The organism is Pseudomonas sp. NPDC079086 (assembly GCF_044542155.1).
In the GTDB taxonomy this organism is placed as follows: domain Bacteria; phylum Pseudomonadota; class Gammaproteobacteria; order Pseudomonadales; family Pseudomonadaceae; genus Aquipseudomonas.
In genome coordinates this window covers 66,037-84,585 of sequence record NZ_JBITTY010000002.1, presented here as the reverse complement: position 1 = coordinate 84,585, position 18,549 = coordinate 66,037, and the positions used below count along the sequence as shown (strand labels likewise).

At 57.3% G+C, this 18,549-nt stretch carries 11 protein-coding genes; 8 read left to right on the top strand and 3 right to left on the bottom strand.

The window, feature by feature from the left end:
* Window positions 1-13 precede the first annotated feature (13 nt).
* The 3 genes from ACIGEK_RS09905 (at window position 14) to ACIGEK_RS09895 (ending at window position 6,302) form a co-directional block, all read left to right on the top strand.
* Complete coding sequence (locus ACIGEK_RS09905) at window positions 14-4,069, top strand: transglycosylase SLT domain-containing protein (RefSeq protein ID WP_397493176.1); 4,056 nt, start codon at window positions 14-16, stop codon at window positions 4,067-4,069.
* Between the two features lie 296 nt (window positions 4,070-4,365).
* Entirely contained in the window at window positions 4,366-5,481 is a 1,116-nt protein-coding gene (locus ACIGEK_RS09900; RefSeq protein WP_397493175.1) for a HEPN-associated N-terminal domain-containing protein, read from the top strand.
* Between the two features lie 299 nt (window positions 5,482-5,780).
* Complete coding sequence (locus ACIGEK_RS09895) at window positions 5,781-6,302, top strand: Rha family transcriptional regulator (RefSeq protein WP_397493174.1); 522 nt, start codon at window positions 5,781-5,783, stop codon at window positions 6,300-6,302.
* Window positions 6,303-6,360: 58 nt separating this feature from the next.
* On the opposite strand, the gene ACIGEK_RS09890 is transcribed toward ACIGEK_RS09895, so the two are convergent.
* Together ACIGEK_RS09890 and ACIGEK_RS09885 are read right to left on the bottom strand one after the other, a co-directional pair.
* Window positions 6,361-8,598, bottom strand: a complete 2,238-nt coding sequence (locus tag ACIGEK_RS09890; protein ID WP_397493173.1) for an AAA family ATPase — start codon at window positions 8,596-8,598, stop codon at window positions 6,361-6,363.
* A 506-nt stretch (window positions 8,599-9,104) separates the two neighbouring features.
* Window positions 9,105-9,710 carry an arylesterase gene (locus ACIGEK_RS09885; RefSeq protein ID WP_397493172.1) on the bottom strand — a complete coding sequence of 202 codons (606 nt, stop codon included), beginning with the start codon at window positions 9,708-9,710 and terminating at the stop codon, window positions 9,105-9,107.
* 10 nt (window positions 9,711-9,720) lie between these two features.
* Here ACIGEK_RS09885 and ACIGEK_RS09880 point away from each other — a divergent pair, with 10 nt between their 5' ends.
* The 4 genes from ACIGEK_RS09880 to mnmC all read left to right on the top strand — a co-directional run bounded on the left by ACIGEK_RS09880 (window position 9,721) and on the right by mnmC (window position 15,479).
* A complete protein-coding gene (locus ACIGEK_RS09880) occupies window positions 9,721-10,404 on the top strand; it encodes an ABC transporter ATP-binding protein (RefSeq protein WP_397493171.1) in 684 nt (227 codons plus the stop codon).
* Entirely contained in the window at window positions 10,404-12,902 is a 2,499-nt protein-coding gene (locus ACIGEK_RS09875; protein WP_397493170.1) for an ABC transporter permease, read from the top strand. The genes ACIGEK_RS09880 and ACIGEK_RS09875 overlap by 1 nt, the downstream gene beginning before the upstream one ends.
* Window positions 12,903-12,990: 88 nt before the next feature.
* Entirely contained in the window at window positions 12,991-13,488 is a 498-nt protein-coding gene (gene greB, locus ACIGEK_RS09870; RefSeq protein WP_397493169.1) for a transcription elongation factor GreB, read from the top strand.
* Window positions 13,489-13,499: 11 nt separating this feature from the next.
* Window positions 13,500-15,479 (top strand): bifunctional tRNA (5-methylaminomethyl-2-thiouridine)(34)-methyltransferase MnmD/FAD-dependent 5-carboxymethylaminomethyl-2-thiouridine(34) oxidoreductase MnmC, encoded by a 1,980-nt coding sequence (mnmC, locus tag ACIGEK_RS09865; protein ID WP_397493168.1) that lies wholly within the window; start codon window positions 13,500-13,502, stop codon window positions 15,477-15,479.
* 24 nt (window positions 15,480-15,503) lie between these two features.
* Here mnmC and rlmKL read toward each other — a convergent pair whose 3' ends face one another.
* Window positions 15,504-17,777, bottom strand: a complete 2,274-nt coding sequence (gene rlmKL / locus ACIGEK_RS09860) for a bifunctional 23S rRNA (guanine(2069)-N(7))-methyltransferase RlmK/23S rRNA (guanine(2445)-N(2))-methyltransferase RlmL (protein WP_397493167.1) — start codon at window positions 17,775-17,777, stop codon at window positions 15,504-15,506.
* Between the two features lie 426 nt (window positions 17,778-18,203).
* Here rlmKL and rmf point away from each other — a divergent pair, with 426 nt between their 5' ends.
* Entirely contained in the window at window positions 18,204-18,419 is a 216-nt protein-coding gene (gene rmf, locus ACIGEK_RS09855) for a ribosome modulation factor (protein ID WP_090255928.1), read from the top strand.
* Window positions 18,420-18,549 lie beyond the last annotated feature (130 nt).

Below are 18,549 nucleotides of genomic sequence, written 5' to 3'. Positions count from 1 at the left end.
CAGGAGGTGATCAATGCAACAGCCCAACGACTACGCCAAGGTCAAAGCCGAAGGGGGTCCTTACGACTCCCTGATTCAGACCGCAGCGGCAAACCACGGGGTCTCCTACGACCTCCTGCACAAGCAGCTCTTCAAGGAATCCTCGTTCAACCCCAACGCGAAGAGCCCAACGGGCCCTCGTGGTATCGGGCAGTTCACTAAGGCCACCGGGCTTGCCTACGGCCTGGAACGGGATGAGGACTTCTACAACCCAGAGAAATCCATCGACGCAGCCGCTCGGCACATGCGTGACAACATCAAGATTGCTGGCGGTGACGAACTCAAGGCCCTTCTTCTGTACAACCAAGGCGGGGGCCGAGTGGGCCGAAAGCAGCTCGAAGCGTATGACCGTGGGGACTTCTCCGGGGTCTCCTCAGAGGGCCTGGGCTACCTACAGTCCCTGATGGATGTCACCAACACCGGCAAGAAGGCTGAGCTGGATGCCTTCGTAAAGCCAGACGGCGGGTTTGAGGCTCCCGCTGGTATTGAAGCAACACCTAAGGCTGTCCCAGGGAACGTACCGGACACCTTCGCCTCCTTCGATTTGGCCGGTCAGGACGTAGCACCGAAGGCGACACCGTTTGCCCAGGAGCTTTACGAAACCACCGGGAAGACCAGCGATGAAGACCAAGGGTTCTTCGAGGGGGCTGGTAACAACGCCTCCGTGGAACTCAAGACCTCAGTGCTCGGCATGATGATTCGCGCAGTGAACGAGGCCCCACCCGAAGCTGACTTTATGCAGACCTACACGGTCGTTCAGGACCTGTTCAACGATCCGTTCGACCTGGGCCGCCTGAGTGACTGGCAGGATGAGGACTACGACAAGCTGCGTTCCTCGGGCCTGGACCCTCAGTATTACGATGTGGTCCTCCGTGGCTATCGCCGCAACTTCGATCAGAACCTGGCTCTCGCTATGGAGAACCAGAAGATGGCCGAAAGTACCCAGGGTGATCGCATGGGGGCTGCCCTTGTGGGCGGCCTCGGGGCTGCCCTGGGCGATCCTTATTCCCTCGTGAATCCCGCTAAGGGTGCAGCGGGGAACCTTGGGGCTCGCCTGTTGGGTGGCGCGGTTGCCGGTGGTGCCATCGGTGGCCTATCGGAACACAACACTGCCAAGGTGTCTGGGCGTGAGGAACACCTGGGAATGGCCATCGCTGGAGGTGCTGCCTTCGGCGGTACGCTCAATGGTCTCCTCGGGGCTCGTCCTGATAGCCGGGCATCGTGGGACCTGCCGGATGACGACTTGGCCCCCGTAGATGCCCTTGAGTTCGCACCGATTGATTTCATGGCCCCGCACGACCTCCAGTCCCTTCTATATGGCACAACCCAACGCCTACAAAGCCGCGAACAAGCGCGCCTGAAGGGCCTGGATGAAGACCCCGCAGCAATGCCCTTTCGTGAAGGTGAAGAGGTCAAGCGAAGCGCCTCCGGGGATTATCTGGATGTCCCCTGGGACCCGGACGCAACTCGCACCCTGGACGGTTCCATCCACAGCGGCGGGAGTCCGATCAACCCGAAAACAATCGAGGAGTTCACTGAGCTGCATAAGGGTGACGACCGAGCGGCATGGGGCGTTCACCTCGGAGACATCACGGAAATCGGCCTACGCCTTGGCTCATCGGAGAACCCTGAAAGGCGCTCTCTGGCAGCGGACCTCTTCAGGTCCTCAACAGGCTATCAGGATGGCTCCAATGGGAAGTTCGGAGCGACTGTTTCTGACATCTCGGAGCGACTGCGCAGCCAGGACAACGTGGTCCACAACAAGCTGGCCGAGAGTTTCGATGAGGCCCTGAAGGACCCCTTCTGGCGTGGCCAGCGGATTTCCAAGGGTGCTAAGCATGAGCTGATCAGTCGGCGCGTAGTGGAAGCCCTGGAGTCCCAGCAGCCCTCCAAGTTGTCCCCACCGGAGATGAAGCTACTGGAAGAACTGCGCACCCACATGAACCAAAAGTGGGACTACATCAGCAACCCAGCGCAGTTCGGAGACCTCCGGGCGAAGGCCCTACTGGAGGACACCCGGCACTTTTCCACGTACTTCCCTCAACGCTACAGCTCAGCGGCGAAGGCTCAGGCAATCCAGCGGTTCGGAGGAGAAGAAGGCTTGCAGCAGGCTATCGCTCACTCGTGGATGGCTTCCTATATGTCCCGACCTCATGTTCGCCAACGGGTGGACAAGATGATTCAGGAAGGCTTCGACAAGGCCAACAAGGGGAACCCAAAGGCCAAGCCGATGACCCCGGAGCAACTTCGGGAGGCCGTTGAGAAGTACGCAAACGACAAGGCTTATGGCATCAGCAACTCCAACCGTTTCACGGCCAACTCGCTTGTAGAGGAGCACCTGAAGGATGGTGCTGGCCTGGAGAACAACGACTACCTCGAAGCTCGGAACCTGTTCGACTCCGATATGCAGGTCCAAGCGCCTGACGGTGGGATGTTCTCTGTGAACGACCTGAGGGACTTCAACCTCCTCCGGGTGGTCCCGCAGTATGACCGCAGGGTGAACGGTGACATCGCCATTATGGGAGGCACCGGGAAGACCACGCAGGAGCTGAAGAACCTCGTTAAAGGGATGCGCCAGAAGGCAGGCCCAGGCAAGGACACCCTGGAGACTGACGCTCTACTCGATGCGATCAAGATGTTCACCGGGCGCGCGCGTAGAGACCCTGATGGTGTCTGGGCGACCTTCGCTCGGTCCCTGAACGATGTCGGCTTTATGACGAAGAACGCCTACATGGGCGCTCAGAACATCACTGAGGCCGCTTCGTTGATCGTTAAGGGCCACCAGCGGATGCTCCTGAAGGGCGCCCCATTGCTCAAGCAGTGGACCACGGCTAAGGCCAAGCTGGCCCCTGAGGACATCAAGCAGATGCACGGCTTGCTGTTCGGTAAGGAACTGGACGATCTCATCCGGCCAGAGCGCCAGGACATCGTGGATAACCTTCGCCAGAACAGCAGCGAGATAGGCGCTCAGGTCGCAGGGAGCGTTAAGTACGCCACCCAGGAACTCTCAGCCCGTTCACCGTTCACTTGGTTGCTCAGGGAATCCGGCAACTACCTCATGGATGCTGGCCGCCAGGGTGCCCTCGTGGACCTCATCGACCACACGTTGAACGGCAAGGTGACTGACCTGTTCAGCCCTGAGCGTCTGCGCTCTGCCTCGGTGACCCCTGAGCAATTCAAGGGGATTCAGGACCTGATCAAGGCCCACTTCAAGCAGGACCGCAAGTCTGGCAAGTGGCGCATTCAGAACCCCGAAGGGCTGGCCTCGGATGTCCGCTCTATGGACCTCTACCGGCTTGGGGATCGTGTAGCTGATGAATCCATGTTGCGTCCCCACAAGATGTCCTTTGCGCCCTCCAAGCAGCACGGGGCGGGCTGGGCGATGGCCCTTCAGTTCAAGATGTTTGTCCTGAGGAGTCTCAATGGCCGCATGGCCCGTGGCTGGATGGAGGCGACCCGCAATGGACAAGTCCTCGATCAGACAATGCAAGTGCTTGTCTCGGTGGGTTTGGCCACAGCGTTCTATGCCGCAAGTGCCCACATGAAAGCCCTGGGACTGCCTGAGCGAGCCCGTGAGAAGTATCTGGAGAAGGCCCTGAGCCCAAGCATGATGGCCTATGCGGCGATCTCAAGGAGTTCCCATGTAGGTGCTCCGCTGGGCGTGGCGAACTTCATCAGCGCACCTCTGGGGTTCGATCAGGCGGCCATGTTGCGGACCTCTATTCTCCCGCGAGAAAAGCGAGAGCAGCAGGCAGGCCGAGCGATCAAGTACAACCCGCTCCAGTCCGACCTCGTTAGCGGTTTCGTTGGGGGTGTAGCAGAACAAATCCCAGCAGCTAACGTGGCAGCCCATGGGGTCCAAGCTGGCTACTCCGCGATCAACCTGATGGGAGATCAACCCCGAGCCGACAAGCAGGGCCACATGACGGGGCTGTGGAATGCCCTGCGGCAGTTCGTACCAAATGACCCGCTGAGTCAAAGCCTGATGCAACGTTTGGCTGAAGACCAGGGCGTAGACCGGGCTCGTTAAAAACCCTCACTTATAGGGGGGGGCCCTTAGGATACTTCTTAAAGTTCCTCTTCCTGCTTTCTCTTGGTGGCTCAGTGAGATGGTCGGTTCCTTCGTGGGCTGATCATCTTCATTGACCACTCCCCTCGACCATTCCTGGATAAGTTCACGCAACAAGCAACAGCATCAGTACCCGTTGAGCGACTACCTCCGAGACCCGAGGTTTGTCAGTGGGACTTCCAATTAGATGTCTTTGGACTCGTTCGGTAGTCAGTACCAAGATAGTCTGCTGCGCAACAACACCAAGGAGTAATCGCATGGACAGAGTCTGCACACGCTGCATTGGTGACAACGACCTGAAGCAGTGGATTCGCAAACAGAGAGGCCCCCGAGGTTGTAACTACTGCAACACATCCCATGCCCCAACAGTCGAGTTGTCCGACCTCTGCGAATACATCGAGTCATGCATTCGCCAATACTGGGGCGAAGCTGTCGAACAGTTGCCATACGTAAGCCGAGAAGGTGGCTATCAAGGACGTACATGGGACACCTACGAGGTCATCTTCGATGAGATGTGCCTTGATCTGCCATTGGACTCACATGGCAGCCTCAGCTGGGCAATCGCCGAAGGTGTTGGCGATGAGGTCTGGTGCGATTACGACTGGCTCTCTCTTGACCCAGATGTCGCCATGATTTCCGGCTGGACTAAGTTCTGCAATGTGGTCAAACACAAGCGCCGTTTTTTCTTCCAAGAACAGGAATGCGACACTGAGGATCGCGACTCTTACTCACCCCTGGCGATCCTACATGCCATCGCCATTTATTCTGAGCGGCACCACCTCATTAAGACCATCACCCCTGGCACCAGGCTCTATCGGGCTCGGGATGATCTTGAACACCCCAGATACCCTGCCAAAGAGTTTGGTCCCCCTCCCTACGATTTCTGCCAGAACAATCGGATGAACCCAGCGGGAGTTCCAATGTTCTACGCTTCGTTTAATCGTAGCGCCGCAGTCAAGGAAGTTAAGAAGACAAGCGCAGCCCTTGGCCGATTCACCACAACACACCCTTTGCGTGTTCTTGACCTCACGCAGTTACCGCCAGAGCCGGGATACTTCGCTGATACAGGGCGCGACTCGGCGATGCAACTCAGCTTCCTTAATCACTTTGCCGAAAAGATCATGCAGCCGGTTGCCAGAGACAACTTGGTTCACGTCGAGTACGTGCCATCACAGATTGTGACCGAGTACCTTAGGGACTACCCATTTAAGAGCGGAAGTATCGACGGGGTTCTTTACGGCAGCGTTGCCTCACCGGGGCATAAGAACATCGTCCTGTTCATCGACACCTTGAACGCCATAGCCCCCTCGGCCCCACCAAAGCATTTTCCACCACTCCGATTTTATGGGGCCATCATGCACTCGCTGCCTTAAGCCTTAACAGCCGGTGTAATCGTCGAGCGCCCATTAAAAACCCTCACTTATAGGGGGGGGTCCCTTAGGATACTTCTTAAACTTCCTCTTCCTGCTTTCTCTTGGTGGCTCAGTGAGATGGCCGGTTCCTTCGTGGGCTGTTCATCTTCATTGACCACTCCCCTCACCCATCGCTGGGTACTCCATCAACACAGTCTTTCCGATTGCTCCTCGTGCCGACTGCCAGTCCCATTGTCGTGGGTCTGTGTGCTGGCCGTTGGGAGCGAACTCGGGGATCAATCGAAAGGAAAAACGACAATATGAATATTGAACAAATCAAGACCACCGACCATGTGACGACTCTCAACGGTCTGCCAGGGATGTCCTCGCTGGAGATCGCAGAGATCACCGGCAAGAAGCATGGTCACGTCCTTCGGGACATACGAACGATGCTCGGGGCACTGGGTCTGCCCAACCAGTCCAAATCTGGATCGGTTCAATTTGTCGAGGCTCAATATCGAGATGCTAAAGGCCAGTCTCAACCTCTGACCATTCTGGATAAAGAGCTGACATTTACCCTGCTGTCTCGCTATTCGTTCGAGCTATCCAATCTGATAGTGAAGCGCTGGCTTGTACTGGAAGGCACAGGCTTTGCCCGTGTCTCTGTTCAAGAGGCCGTGGTTCTCCTCGTCGAGCGCGAAAAGGACAATCGAGCCCCGGCGCTCAATAGCATGAAGAGAGGGCGCACATTGAGCCCTGCGGCGCAGGATCGCCAACGGATAAACCGTAGGTTCAACGCTCAGGCCGCCAAGGCTCACAAGCAAGGCCGTGAGTGGCACTAACTATGACTTATACATAGGCGCACGGCACTGAATAACCGCATTTTAATCTTAGAGCCACTTAAGCAATAGCTTCCGCATCTTCTTCACGTTCAGCAAGCCCCATCTGTACGTTGTAGTGTTCCAAAAATCCAGCATTATCAAAAACAGCTTTCAACTTATCTAAATAGTATGAAACATCATACTGCCCGTAATCCATAAAATTAATATGACCACGATGAGACCCGCGATTCAAATACCGACTTAGAGGAACAAAACTCCCATCCTCATTACAAGCCGCCTCAAGCGCCTCTTCAAAATCTTTCTGACGCCTTGTAAACCAAAAGAAATGCTCCAATATACAACGCATGGTATTAGGAACCACCATAGCTCTCGCATTGCCATCGCGCGCGTCTTTCAAAATTTGCCACATGGCGTCATAGTCATTAATCAGCTCATTAGGATCAAGCGGAATCACTGCTGTATATTTCTTCTTAACAACTCGAAAGAGATCACACTTCCTACTGATCTTATGAAGCTCACCCTTAACCTGTTTCAGCAATTCATGCAAAAAGAAAAGATTATGGGTCATCACAATCACCTGCCTGACCTTTATCGCCTCCTGAGGAGGAGCTATCAATTCACGATAAATAATCGTAGCAATATCATAAACATAATTATGAGACATACTTGAAATCGGATCATCAATAACTGCAACCGTTTTATCTACGGCCACAACAGACTCTTTTACATGCGAACCACTGAGCAATTCCATATAATATAAAAATGAAATTAATGTTTTTTCACCCTCGCTCAGTGATGATGCAATATCAATAGGAACACCCGGACGAGCCATACAGTACAGATTACTCTCGTCAGTTTTTTTCGCTATGGAAAAGCTGTCAATCCCGGCGACCTTCAACCGTACATTTATAGCTTCAACAGCCTGTTCCGTGCCCTCGTTATGCTGGCGAAGCTCAAGAAGCCGCGCGGCCATGGCTCCTGCATCCTTGCTCTTCTGGTCATAGAGCCTTTTAAGCTCAAGACAAGATGTACTGATTGGCAAGATTGCCGCGTCATAAGCTTTAATGATTTCAGTACAATTTCTGCGCAAGTTTTTCCAAAAAGCAGCTTTAATTAATTCTTTCTCAGCATCTTTATGTGAAATACGCTGATTAAAAACATCAATATCTTTGTTCAACAACCCCAGAGCCGTCTGGATTTTTTCGCCAAGGTCCTTCGTAGACTCTAATTCGACAGCATCTTTAGGGTTCTCAATCTTTGAATTAATCTTCGCCCTATTCCCAAATAAAACCGTATTCAACTGGGCGCAAGCAATTTCCAACTCTGGATAGCCCGACACAAGAGGCTCTGCAAGAATACTCGAGACCGAATTACCAATAGACTCTTCCAAACGGGAAAACTCATTTCGCAGAACATCTAAAGCAGATAGCTTCTCACTATAATCACCATCAAAAAGCTTCGATATTTCCTGTTTAAAATCATGTGGAAGTGACTGCTGACAAAAAGGACATTCCGAACCGTCGGCAAACTTTCGCCCAACCCCGACCCAATCTTGGTTCCCTAAGCGATCAATCAACTCTGCTAATCTACTATCACTTGAACCCACAATATTCTGAGCCCAAATAAGATCACCTTCAATGCGCGACAGGCCATCCAAACTTAACGATAGTCGTGGCTTACTTATGGCATCCCCTGACAAGGCACCCAAACGACTTTCCAGTTCAGCCAGACCATCAAGCTCTTCATCAGGATCGAATACAACACTACGTATCTGACTAAAAAAACCTGGCTTGTCACGCCCCCAACCAGTTAAGAACGATTTGAACGCGCCGTCTTTATGCGCCGTATGTGCTTTCCATACACCATCCTGCGCGATGTCAAGCTGGCGTTTCTCTTGAGCGGAAAGAGACGCCTGCTGCTCCGCAAGTAGTTCTAACTCAGCCTCAAGCTTTTCGTATTCAGGCTGAATCAGTTGAGACTCACGGAGAGCGACCGTATCGACCTCGCCTAAAGTAAAAATACCCGGCATGCCGTCAGGGTTACCCAGAACCTTGTCAGAAAAAGCTTGGTTAAAAACAAGATAACGAAACGGGCCAATCCCTGTAGAGGTAACGGCGCATTGAGCAACCGAGTCGTCACCCTCACCTTTTAGATGGATGACCTCACCTATAGCCGACTTTCCTGCCCCATTGAGGCCATAAAAGAAAGCTGCGCGCTTCTTGGTGTCCAGAGCGACAGTGACAGGGTCCGTGGGATGGAAACTTTTGTAATTGCGAATTGAAAAACTGCTGATCATTTTACGTCCCTTTGCCACACGTCCTTAAGCCGCATCTCCGCAAGGGAGAAACGGAGCAAATGGGCCCTGATGGAAACGATGGTGATTTTAGACATCGCAAATCCAGCCCAGAAACTCATATCAATGAGCCATCTTTGGGACCAAATCTAACAGGTGTGGGCAATTTCGCCACTCAGTGCAGCCAAATGTATCCAAAGGGATTAAGTGGGATAAATGCGAAGGGAATAATAAGCAATCCAGCACGAGCAGAAGGTAGGGAGAACGGAACAGAGTGAACAGAATCACCTATGAAGGTTTCAATAATTTGGGCCAAAAATCTGAGCACCCTTACCAATAGGAAACCCAGCCAGATTACCCCCTTGCCCACCCTCAACGGCATGCCCGGAACACCCGCCCCAGAGCCATTGAGTGTTAGAAAGATGTTCAACGTCTGTTAGAAAAACCTGTTGACGCACTCAGGGAGGCACCCGCTAAGATGCCACCTCCTGACCTTCATTAGGACAGCATCAGAGCAAAGGTTTCAGGGTCGGCCAGACGTTTTCCAGCAGCTTGGGTTGCGCCTCGGCAGTTGGGTGAATGCCATCGCTCTGCATCAGCGAGGGCACGCCGCCTACGCCTTCCAGCATGAAGGGCACCAAGGCCGAATCTGTATCACTGGCAACCGTGGGGAAAACTGCAGCGAACGCTGTGGTGTAACGCACGCCGTAATTGGGTGGTAGATGCATGCCCAAGATCAGCACCTTGGCCCCCTTTTGCTGCGATGCTTGCACCATGGCCGCAAGGTTTTGTTGCAATTGCGCAGGTGGCTGCCCACGCAGGCCATCGTTGCCTCCCAGCTCGATAATCACCAGCTCCGGATGATGTTCTGCAAGTAGTGCAGGCAGCCGCGCGGCGCCGCCTGCGCTGGTGTCGCCACTGATCGAGGCATTGACCACACGATGGTCAAAACCCTGCTCGATCAAGCGTTTTTCCAGCAAAGCGACCCAACCCTGGCGGGTATCCAGGCCAAAAGCCGCGCTGATACTATCGCCGACGACCAGTACGGTATCCGCGAACGCCGCAGGCCCCCACAGCAGCAGGCTCAGGGCAGTACCGATCAACCACTTACGCATTGGATTCTCCATGAGCTCAAGTATTCTCACCGCGCGAAACCTTAGCAAAGTGGTCCCCAGCACGGAAGGCGAGCTAACCATACTCCATGATCTGTCTCTGGAGCTGGTCTCTGGTGATAGCCTGGCGATTGTCGGCAGCTCCGGCTCGGGCAAATCCACCCTGCTCGGCTTACTCGCCGGGCTCGATCTGCCCAGCAGTGGCAGCGTTGTATTGGCGGGTAATGACCTGGCCAGCCTCGATGAAGATCAACGCGCGCGCATTCGCGCTGAACACGTCGGCTTCGTCTTTCAATCCTTTCAGTTACTCGACAGTTTGAATGCCCTAGAAAACGTCATGCTGCCACTGGAGCTTGAAGGCCATGCCGATGCCCGCCAGCGTGCCCACATCTTGCTCGACCGCGTAGGCCTGGGCCAGCGCCTGACCCACTACCCACGCCAGCTCTCGGGCGGTGAACAGCAACGCGTAGCAATCGCTCGCGCCTTTGCCGCCGAACCTGCAGTGCTGTTTGCCGACGAGCCCACCGGCAACCTCGACAGCCATACCGGTGAGCGCATCAGCGATCTGTTGTTCGAGCTGAACAAGGAGCGCGGCGCAACCCTGGTACTGGTCACCCATGACGAGCGCCTGGCACACCGCTGCCAACGCCTGATCCGTCTGGAAGGTGGCCATCTGGTCGACCACGTGGAACCCTGATGAACCATCTGCCGTTTACCCGCCTGCTGTCCCTGGCCAGCCGCCAACTGTTGCGCGATGCCCGCGCAGGCGAGCTGCGTGTGCTGTTCTTCGCCCTGCTGATTGCAGTCGCCGCCAGCACGGCCATCGGTTACTTCAGCGCGCGCCTGAATGATGGCATGCTGCTGCGCGCTACCGAATTCCTCGCCGCCGACCTACGCCTGACGGGCAGTTCGCCCAGCGCACCCGAGCAGATCAGCACTGGTAAACAACTGGGGCTGGAGCATGCTCAGCTGGTCGAGTTCTCCAGCGTGGTCGCCAGCGATGCCGGCATTCAGCTGGCCAGCATCAAGGCGGCAGACAACGCATACCCACTGCGTGGCGAACTGAAGAGCGCCGCCGCGCTGTATGACGTCGAACAAACTGGCGCAGGCCCAAAGCCTGGTGAAGCCTGGGCCGAAGCCCGACTGTTCGTCGCGCTCGACCTCAAGCCCGGTGACAGCGTCGAAGTCGGCGCGAAAACCCTGCGCCTGACCCGCGTATTGACCTTTCTTCCGGATGAAGCTGGCGACTTTTATAGCCTGACCCCTCATCTGCTGATGCACTTGGATGACCTGGCCGCCACCGGCGTAGTGCAACCTGGCAGCCGCGTGCGTTATCAGGAGCTGTGGCGCGGCGACGCGGACGCGTTAGCGCAGTATCGCCAAGGCATTACCCTCGCGCCCAATCAGCGCCTAGAAGATGCCAAAGATGGTAATCGTCAGGTTGGCAGCGCCTTGGGCCGCGCTGAGCGCTATCTCAACCTCGCCAGCCTGGCCGCTGTGCTGCTGGCCGGGGTAGCGGTTGCGCTATCGGCCGCCCGCTTTGCCGCTCGCCGTTTCGACGCCAGCGCGTTACTGCGCTGCTTGGGGCTGTCTCGTAATCAGGCTCTCGGCCTGTTCAGCCTGCAACTGGCGCTACTAGGAATTACCGCCAGCCTGATTGGCGCCCTGCTGGGCTGGCTGGCGCAGCTCGCCCTGTTCAACTTGCTGCAGGACCTGCTTCCAGCGCAGATTCCACCTGGCGGACTGTGGCCCGCACTGGCCGGTATGGCTACGGGACTGGTCGCCCTTGCAGGCTTCGCCCTACCGCCGCTGGCTGCACTGGGCCGCGTACCGCCGTTGCGAGTTCTGCGCCGCGACTTGCTTCCGGTGCCGGCCAGCTCCTGGCTGGTATATGGCGCCGCCTTGCTGGCGCTGGGCTTAATCATGTGGCGCTTGAGCCTCGACCTTCAGCTGACCTTCGCCCTGCTCGGCGGCGGCCTGGTCACCGCGTTGCTGCTCGGCGGCCTGTTGCTGCTCGGCCTGCAGAGCCTGCGCCGCATGCTCGCCAGCGCTTCACTACCCTGGCGGCTGGGGCTAGGCCAATTGCTGCGTCATCCGCTTGCTGCAGCCGGACAATCACTGGCTTTCGGCCTGATTATTCTGGCCATGGCCTTGATCGCCTTGCTACGTGGCGAGCTACTCGACACCTGGCAGGATCAGTTGCCCGAAAACGCGCCTAACCACTTTGCGCTGAATATCCTGCCAGCGGACAAGGACGCCTTCGCTACTCGCCTCAAGGAACTATCACCGCACCCCGCGCCACTGTTCCCCGTGGTGCCCGGGCGACTGGTGATGATCAATGGCGAGCCCGTGCGGCAGATCGTAAGTAAGGAATCCCAGGGTGAACGTGCAATTCGCCGTGACCTGAGTCTGACCTGGGCTGCGGACTTGCCAGCGGATAACAACCTCGTCGCCGGTAGCTGGTGGACTGATGCCAATACCAGCGAATTACCGGGTGTGTCGGTGGAGTCTGAGCTGGCCGAAAGCCTGCAACTGAAACTTGGCGACCGTTTGAGCTTCAGCGTCGGCGGTCTTAACCGCGATGCGGTGGTCAGCAGCCTGCGTGAAGTCGACTGGAATAACTTCCAGCCCAACTTCTACATGATCTTCCAACCTGGCACCCTGCAGGACCTACCGGTCACCTACCTGACCAGCTTCTACCTGCCGCCGCAGTACGAAAAGCAACTGGTTGAACTGTCGCGCGCCTTCCCGGCCGTGACATTGCTACAGGTCGAAGCGCTGCTGGCGCAACTGCGCAGCATCCTTGCCCAGGTCACCCTGGCCATCGAGTTCGTCCTGCTGTTCGTCTTGGCGGCGGGGCTTGCCGTGCTGTTCGCGGGACTGCAGTCCACGCTGGATGAGCGCATCCGCCAGGGCGCCCTGCTGCGCGCGCTGGGCGCCGAACGCAAGCTGCTGATCAAGGCGCGTCGTGCCGAGTTCGGCCTGCTTGGCGCATCAAGCGGGCTGCTGGCGGCCTTTGGCTGTGAGCTGATCAGCTTCCTGCTCTATCGCTTCGCCTTCGACCTCACCTGGCAGCCGCACCCCTGGTTGCTGCTGCTACCGTTGATTGGTGCGTTACTGGTGGGCCGCGCAGGTATTCTCGGCACCCGCCGTGCCTTAAATATCAGCCCGCTGACGGTGCTACGCGAGGGCTGATAGACTCGCGCACCACTTTTCTCAGCCGTCTGAGAGCCTGTTTTTAACGCAGCAGGGCCGACGCGCAGCAGACGTTAAATAGGTTCTTATGAGTCGCTACCGCCCACCCCGCTCTGCCGGCACGCCCTTGATCACCCCCGAGGGCGAGGCCCGTATGCGCGCAGAGCTGCATGAACTGTGGCATGTGCGCCGCCCGCAAGTCACCCAGTCGGTCAGTGAAGCCGCCGCCCAGGGCGACCGCTCGGAGAACGCCGAGTACACCTACGGCAAGAAGATGCTGCGTGAGATCGATAGTCGTGTACGTTTTTTGACCAAACGCTTAGAAAGTCTCAAAGTCGTCAGTGCCCGCCCAACCGACCCGGACAAGGTCTACTTCGGCGCGTGGGTAACCGTGGAAGATGAAGACGGTGTTGAATCGCGCTACCGCATCATCGGTCCGGACGAACTGGACCTGAAAAACAACCTGATCAGCATCGACTCCCCCTTGGCCCGCGCCCTTATCGGCAAAAGCCTAGACGCCGAAGTGCGGGTGCAAACCCCAACCGGCGAGAAGACCTGGTACATCGTCGCCATCGACTACCCGTGACTGAGCCGAACATGCAACCCGCCCCTGACGCACCAAACCAGCAAGCCCGCCTTGAATGGGATGAGCAGGGCCAACCCCTGTCCAGCCAATTTGCCGACGTGTACTTCTCCAACGAGAACGCTCTGGCCGAAACCCGCTACGTGTTTCTTGCCAACAACCAGCTGCCGGAACGCTTCGCCGCACTGACGGCCGATCAACAGCTGGTCATTGGCGAAACCGGCTTCGGTACCGGGCTGAATTTTCTCTGCGCCTGGCAGCTGTTTGAGCAACACGCCGTGGCGAGTGCGCGCCTGCACTTTGTCAGCGTGGAAAAATTCCCGCTAAACAAGGCCGATCTGCAACGTGCACTGGCCTTATGGCCAGAGCTTGAGGCTTACGCAGAGCAGTTACTGGCGCAGTACGTGGCGCTGCACCCGGGCTTTCAACGCTTAGTATTTGCCAATGGCCGCATCATTCTCACCCTGCTGATCGGCGATGCACTGGAGTTATTCGGGCAGCTAGACGGCCAGATCGACGCCTGGTTTCTAGACGGCTTCGCCCCGGCGAAAAACCCAGACATGTGGACGCCGGAGCTATTTGCCGAACTGGCCAGACTGTCCCACGCACATACCACACTAGGCACCTTTACCAGCACAGGCTATGTACGCCGCCGGCTCAACGATGCCGGCTTCAAGATGAAGCGCGTGCCGGGCCTGGGGAAAAAATGGGAAGTGCTTAAAGGCGCTTTTATCGGCACGCAAGTAACAGCTGAAAAGCCCTGGTTTACCCGCCCGCTACAACCGGTTGGCGAGCGCAGCGCACTGGTGATTGGCGCCGGCCTGGCCGGTTGCGCCACTGCCGCCAGCCTGGCCGCACGCGGCTGGCAGGTCACTTTGCTGGAACGGCACGGCGCCATCGCCCAGGAAGCCTCGGGCAATCCGCAAGGCGTGCTCTACCTCAAGCTCTCGGCCCATCACACCAGCCTTTCGCGCCTGATCGTCAGCGGCTACGGCCATAGCCGCCGGCTACTGGAACAGCTGCAGAAAGGCACTGACTGGGATAACTGCGGCGTACTGCAACTGGCCTTCGACGCCAAGGAAGCGCAGCGCCAGACACAGCTTGCGGCCGCCTTCCCTGCCGATCTGCTGACGAACTTGAATAGAAGCGCTGCCGAAGCCAAAGCTGGCATCCCCCTGCCTGCGGGTGGTTTGTTCTATCCCGAGGCAGGCTGGGTGCATCCGCCAGCGCTGTGTGCACTGCTTAGTCAGCAGCCAAATATCCAGCTGCAACTGCATCAAGAAGCTCTAGAACTGCGCCGTGATGGTGACAGCTGGCGAGCCTGGAATGGCGAGCAGTTGCTGGCCAGCGCCAGTGTGGTGGTGCTGGCCAGTGCCGCCGAGATCAAGGGTTTTAGTCAGAGCGCAGGCCTTCCGCTAAAACGCATCCGCGGACAAATCAGCCGCCTGCCAGCCACAGCCGCCAGTCGCGCATTAAGTACGGTGGTATGCGCTGAAGGCTATGTCGCCCCGATACGCCAGGATGAACATACCCTGGGGGCGAGCTTTGATTTCAACAGCAACGACCTGACGCTAAACAGCGCCGATCACGCAAGCAATATGCAGTTGCTGGAAGAAATTTCGCCCGAGCTTTCCCGCGCGCTGAATACTCCAGAAATCGACCCCGAACAACTGCAAGGCCGCGCCGCATTTCGCTGTACCAGCCCGGACTACCTGCCGATTGTCGGCCCGTTAGCTGACGCCGCCGCTTTTGCCGAGGCCTATGCGGTGCTGAGCAAGGATGCCCGCCAGGTCCCGGAAACCCCCTGCCCCTGGCTAGATGGTCTTTACATCAATAGCGGGCATGGCTCGCGCGGGCTGATCACCGCACCGCTGTCCGGTGAGCTTATTGCCGCCTGGCTCAACAACGAACCACTGCCAGTACCTGCCGATGTAGCACAGGCCTGCCACCCCAACCGCTTCGCCTTGCGCGCAGTGATCCGCAATAAGATCTAACACGCAGGCAGGCGCGCAAGCTCATCAGCCGCGCAGGCTAATCCGCCAGGCGCGGTGAATTTTCGGGTTGCGGGCAAAGTCCTGATCGAGGGTCGAGGCGCTGATTTCCTCAACCTGATAACGCGCCGCCAGGCTCTCATCGAGCTCAAACTTGCGGAAGTTGTTGGAGAAATACAGCACGCCACTCGGTGCTAGACGCGCCATGGCCAGGTCGAGCATCTGCACGTGGTCACGCTGGATGTCGAAGATGCCTTCCATGCGCTTGGAGTTGGAGAAGGTCGGCGGATCGATAAAGATCAGCTCGTACTCGCCACGGTCCTCAGCCAACCAGGTCATCACATCGGCCTGTTCCAGCTTGTTCTTGTCCGAATAGCCATTGAGCGACAAGTTGCGTCGCGCCCAGTCGAGGTAAGTCTTCGACAGGTCGACGCTGGTGGTGGTGCGCGCGCCGCCCTTGGCCGCATGCACGGTTGCAGTGGCGGTATAGCAGAACAGGTTGAGGAAGCGCTTGCCGGCGGCCTCTTTCTGAATACGCAGACGCAGCGGACGATGGTCAAGAAACAGCCCGGTATCCAGGTAATCGGTGAGGTTGACCAGCAGCTTTACGCCGCCCTCGCTGACTTCCATAAACTGGCCCTGAGTCGCCTGACGCTGGTACTGCTTGGTACCGCTCTGGCGCTCGCGACGCTTGATTACCACTTTGCTCTTATCGACGCCCAGCGCCTGCGGAATCGCGGCGATGGCATCAAACATGCGGGCCTTGGCTTTCTCCGGATCAATGGACTTGGGCGCGGCATATTCCTGCACATGCACCCAATCACCATACAGATCCACTGCCATGGAATATTCCGGCATATCGGCGTCGTACAGGCGGTAGCACTGCACGTCTTCCTTGCGCACCCACTTGCCCAGCTGTTTGAGGTTCTTCTGTAGGCGGTTGGCAAACATTTGCCCGCCCTCACTCAAGCGTGCCAGCTCGACCACCGGAGCAGGTGCAGGAGCTGGCTTAATCGGATTACCGTTCTTGTTGTACTGACGCTCTAGCGGCTCAAGCGGGGATTTGTCCGCCTCGGCCTGTTCGCGCTCGCGTTCACGCTGCTCGGGCGTGCGGCGCTCGCCGGTAACAAACTGCTCGGGCAGAACCTTGATCAGCAGCAGCTTGCACGGCAGCGCGCCGTTCCAGAAGGCGTACTGCTTGTGGCTGCGGATACCCATGCGCTTGCCCAGGTCCGGCGCGCCGGTAAATACCGCCGCCTCCCAGCCCATGCAGGCTTGACGCAGGCGTTCGCCGAGATTCTGGTAGAGGTACAGCAGGCTCGCTTCATCGCCCAGACGCTCGCCGTAAGGCGGGTTACAGATCACCAGGCCTTTCTGGTTCTGATCCGGACGTGGCTCGAAGGTCGCTACTTCGCCCTGATAGACCTTGATCCAATCGCTCATGCCAGCGCGCTCGATGTTATTACGCGCCGGCTGAATCAGCCGTGGGTCGGCTTCATAGCCGCGAATCCACAGCGGAGGTTTGGCCATACCTGCTGCTGCACGCTCTTCGGCTTCGGCATGCACTTTCTTCCACAAAGCCGGCACGTGGCCCAGCCATTTGCTGAAGCCCCATTGCTCACGGGTCATATTCGGCGCGATGTCGGCGGCGATCATTGCCGCCTCGACCAAGAATGTACCGACACCGCACATCGGGTCAGCCAGTGCGCCACCTTCGGCTGCAATACGTGGCCAACCGGCGCGAATCAATACCGCAGCGGCGAGGTTTTCCTTCAGCGGCGCAGCGCCCTGCTGCAGGCGATAACCGCGCTGGTGCAGGCTATGGCCGGACAGGTCGAGGGAAAGAATCGCCTCGCCGCGATCCAGGCGCAGATGAATGCGCAGATCCGGGTTGAGCTTGTCGACTGATGGCCGCGTACCGTCTTTCAAGCGCAGCTTGTCGACGATGGCATCCTTGACCTTCAACGCGCCGAAATGGGTGTTGTCGATGCCCGAGCCATTACCGCTGAATTCCACGGCCAAACTGCCGGTGGATTCCAGATGCTCGAACCAGTCAACCTCCAGCACACCCTCGTAGAGACTCTGCGCGTCTTGCACGCTGTAGCGCTTGAGCACCAACAGCACGCGGTTGGCCAGACGCGACCACAGACAAAGGCGATAGGCAGTTTCCATGTCGGCCATGCCACGAATGGCCGAGGTGTGCTCACGCGCATCTTCAAGGCCGAGGCTGCTGGCTTCTTCGAGCAGCAAGCCTTCAAGGCCCTTGGGGCAAGTGAGGAAGAGTTCGTAACGATCCGACATGGGAGTTTCCAGTGCCTAAGGCAATCAACGGCGCGCAGACAAATCAGCACGGCCAAAATAAGTGACAAAGCGTCGCAGCGCGACCCTTCGTCGGAATAAACAATAATCTCAATCGCAATTCATTCGCGATAGCAAAACACCAGCACACCCTGCACAGACGCCCACAGCATAGGTGCTACAGCGATAAATACCGGCACCTACCACAACGCCTTATGGCCTGACCCTCAAAAAGGTTACGGCCTTATGACGAAACGGTCATTCACAGGCACCCGCGCTTTGGTTAGAAATCATCTCAGGCCAACATCGCAACGATGCTTGGCAAGGAGGCTCGCGACGCCGGCAGCGGACTCCGTAGGCAGAACGTTTCTGCCTGACCTTGCTACAAGGTCTAAGGGACATAACAGTCAACATTGAGGGCTTCACCCTATGAGAAGACTTAAGCGTGATCCATTAGAAAGAGCTTTTTTGCGCGGCTATCAATACGGCATCAGTGGTAAATCCCGCGAACTCTGCCCCTTCACCCTCCCCTCTGTTCGCCAAGCTTGGTTAAACGGCTGGCGCGAAGGCCGCGGTGACAATTGGGACGGCATGACCGGCACCGCCGGCATCCATCGACTCAACGAACTTCACGCTGTCGGCTGATTCAGGAACCTACCGACTCACCATGCGCGCTCCATCCGAGCGGCGGGCGCGAGCCCAGGGGCTCCTTTAGGGAGCCCTTTTTATTGCCTGCCATCCATGGCTACACCCTCGGGTCCATCGCTGCGCGACG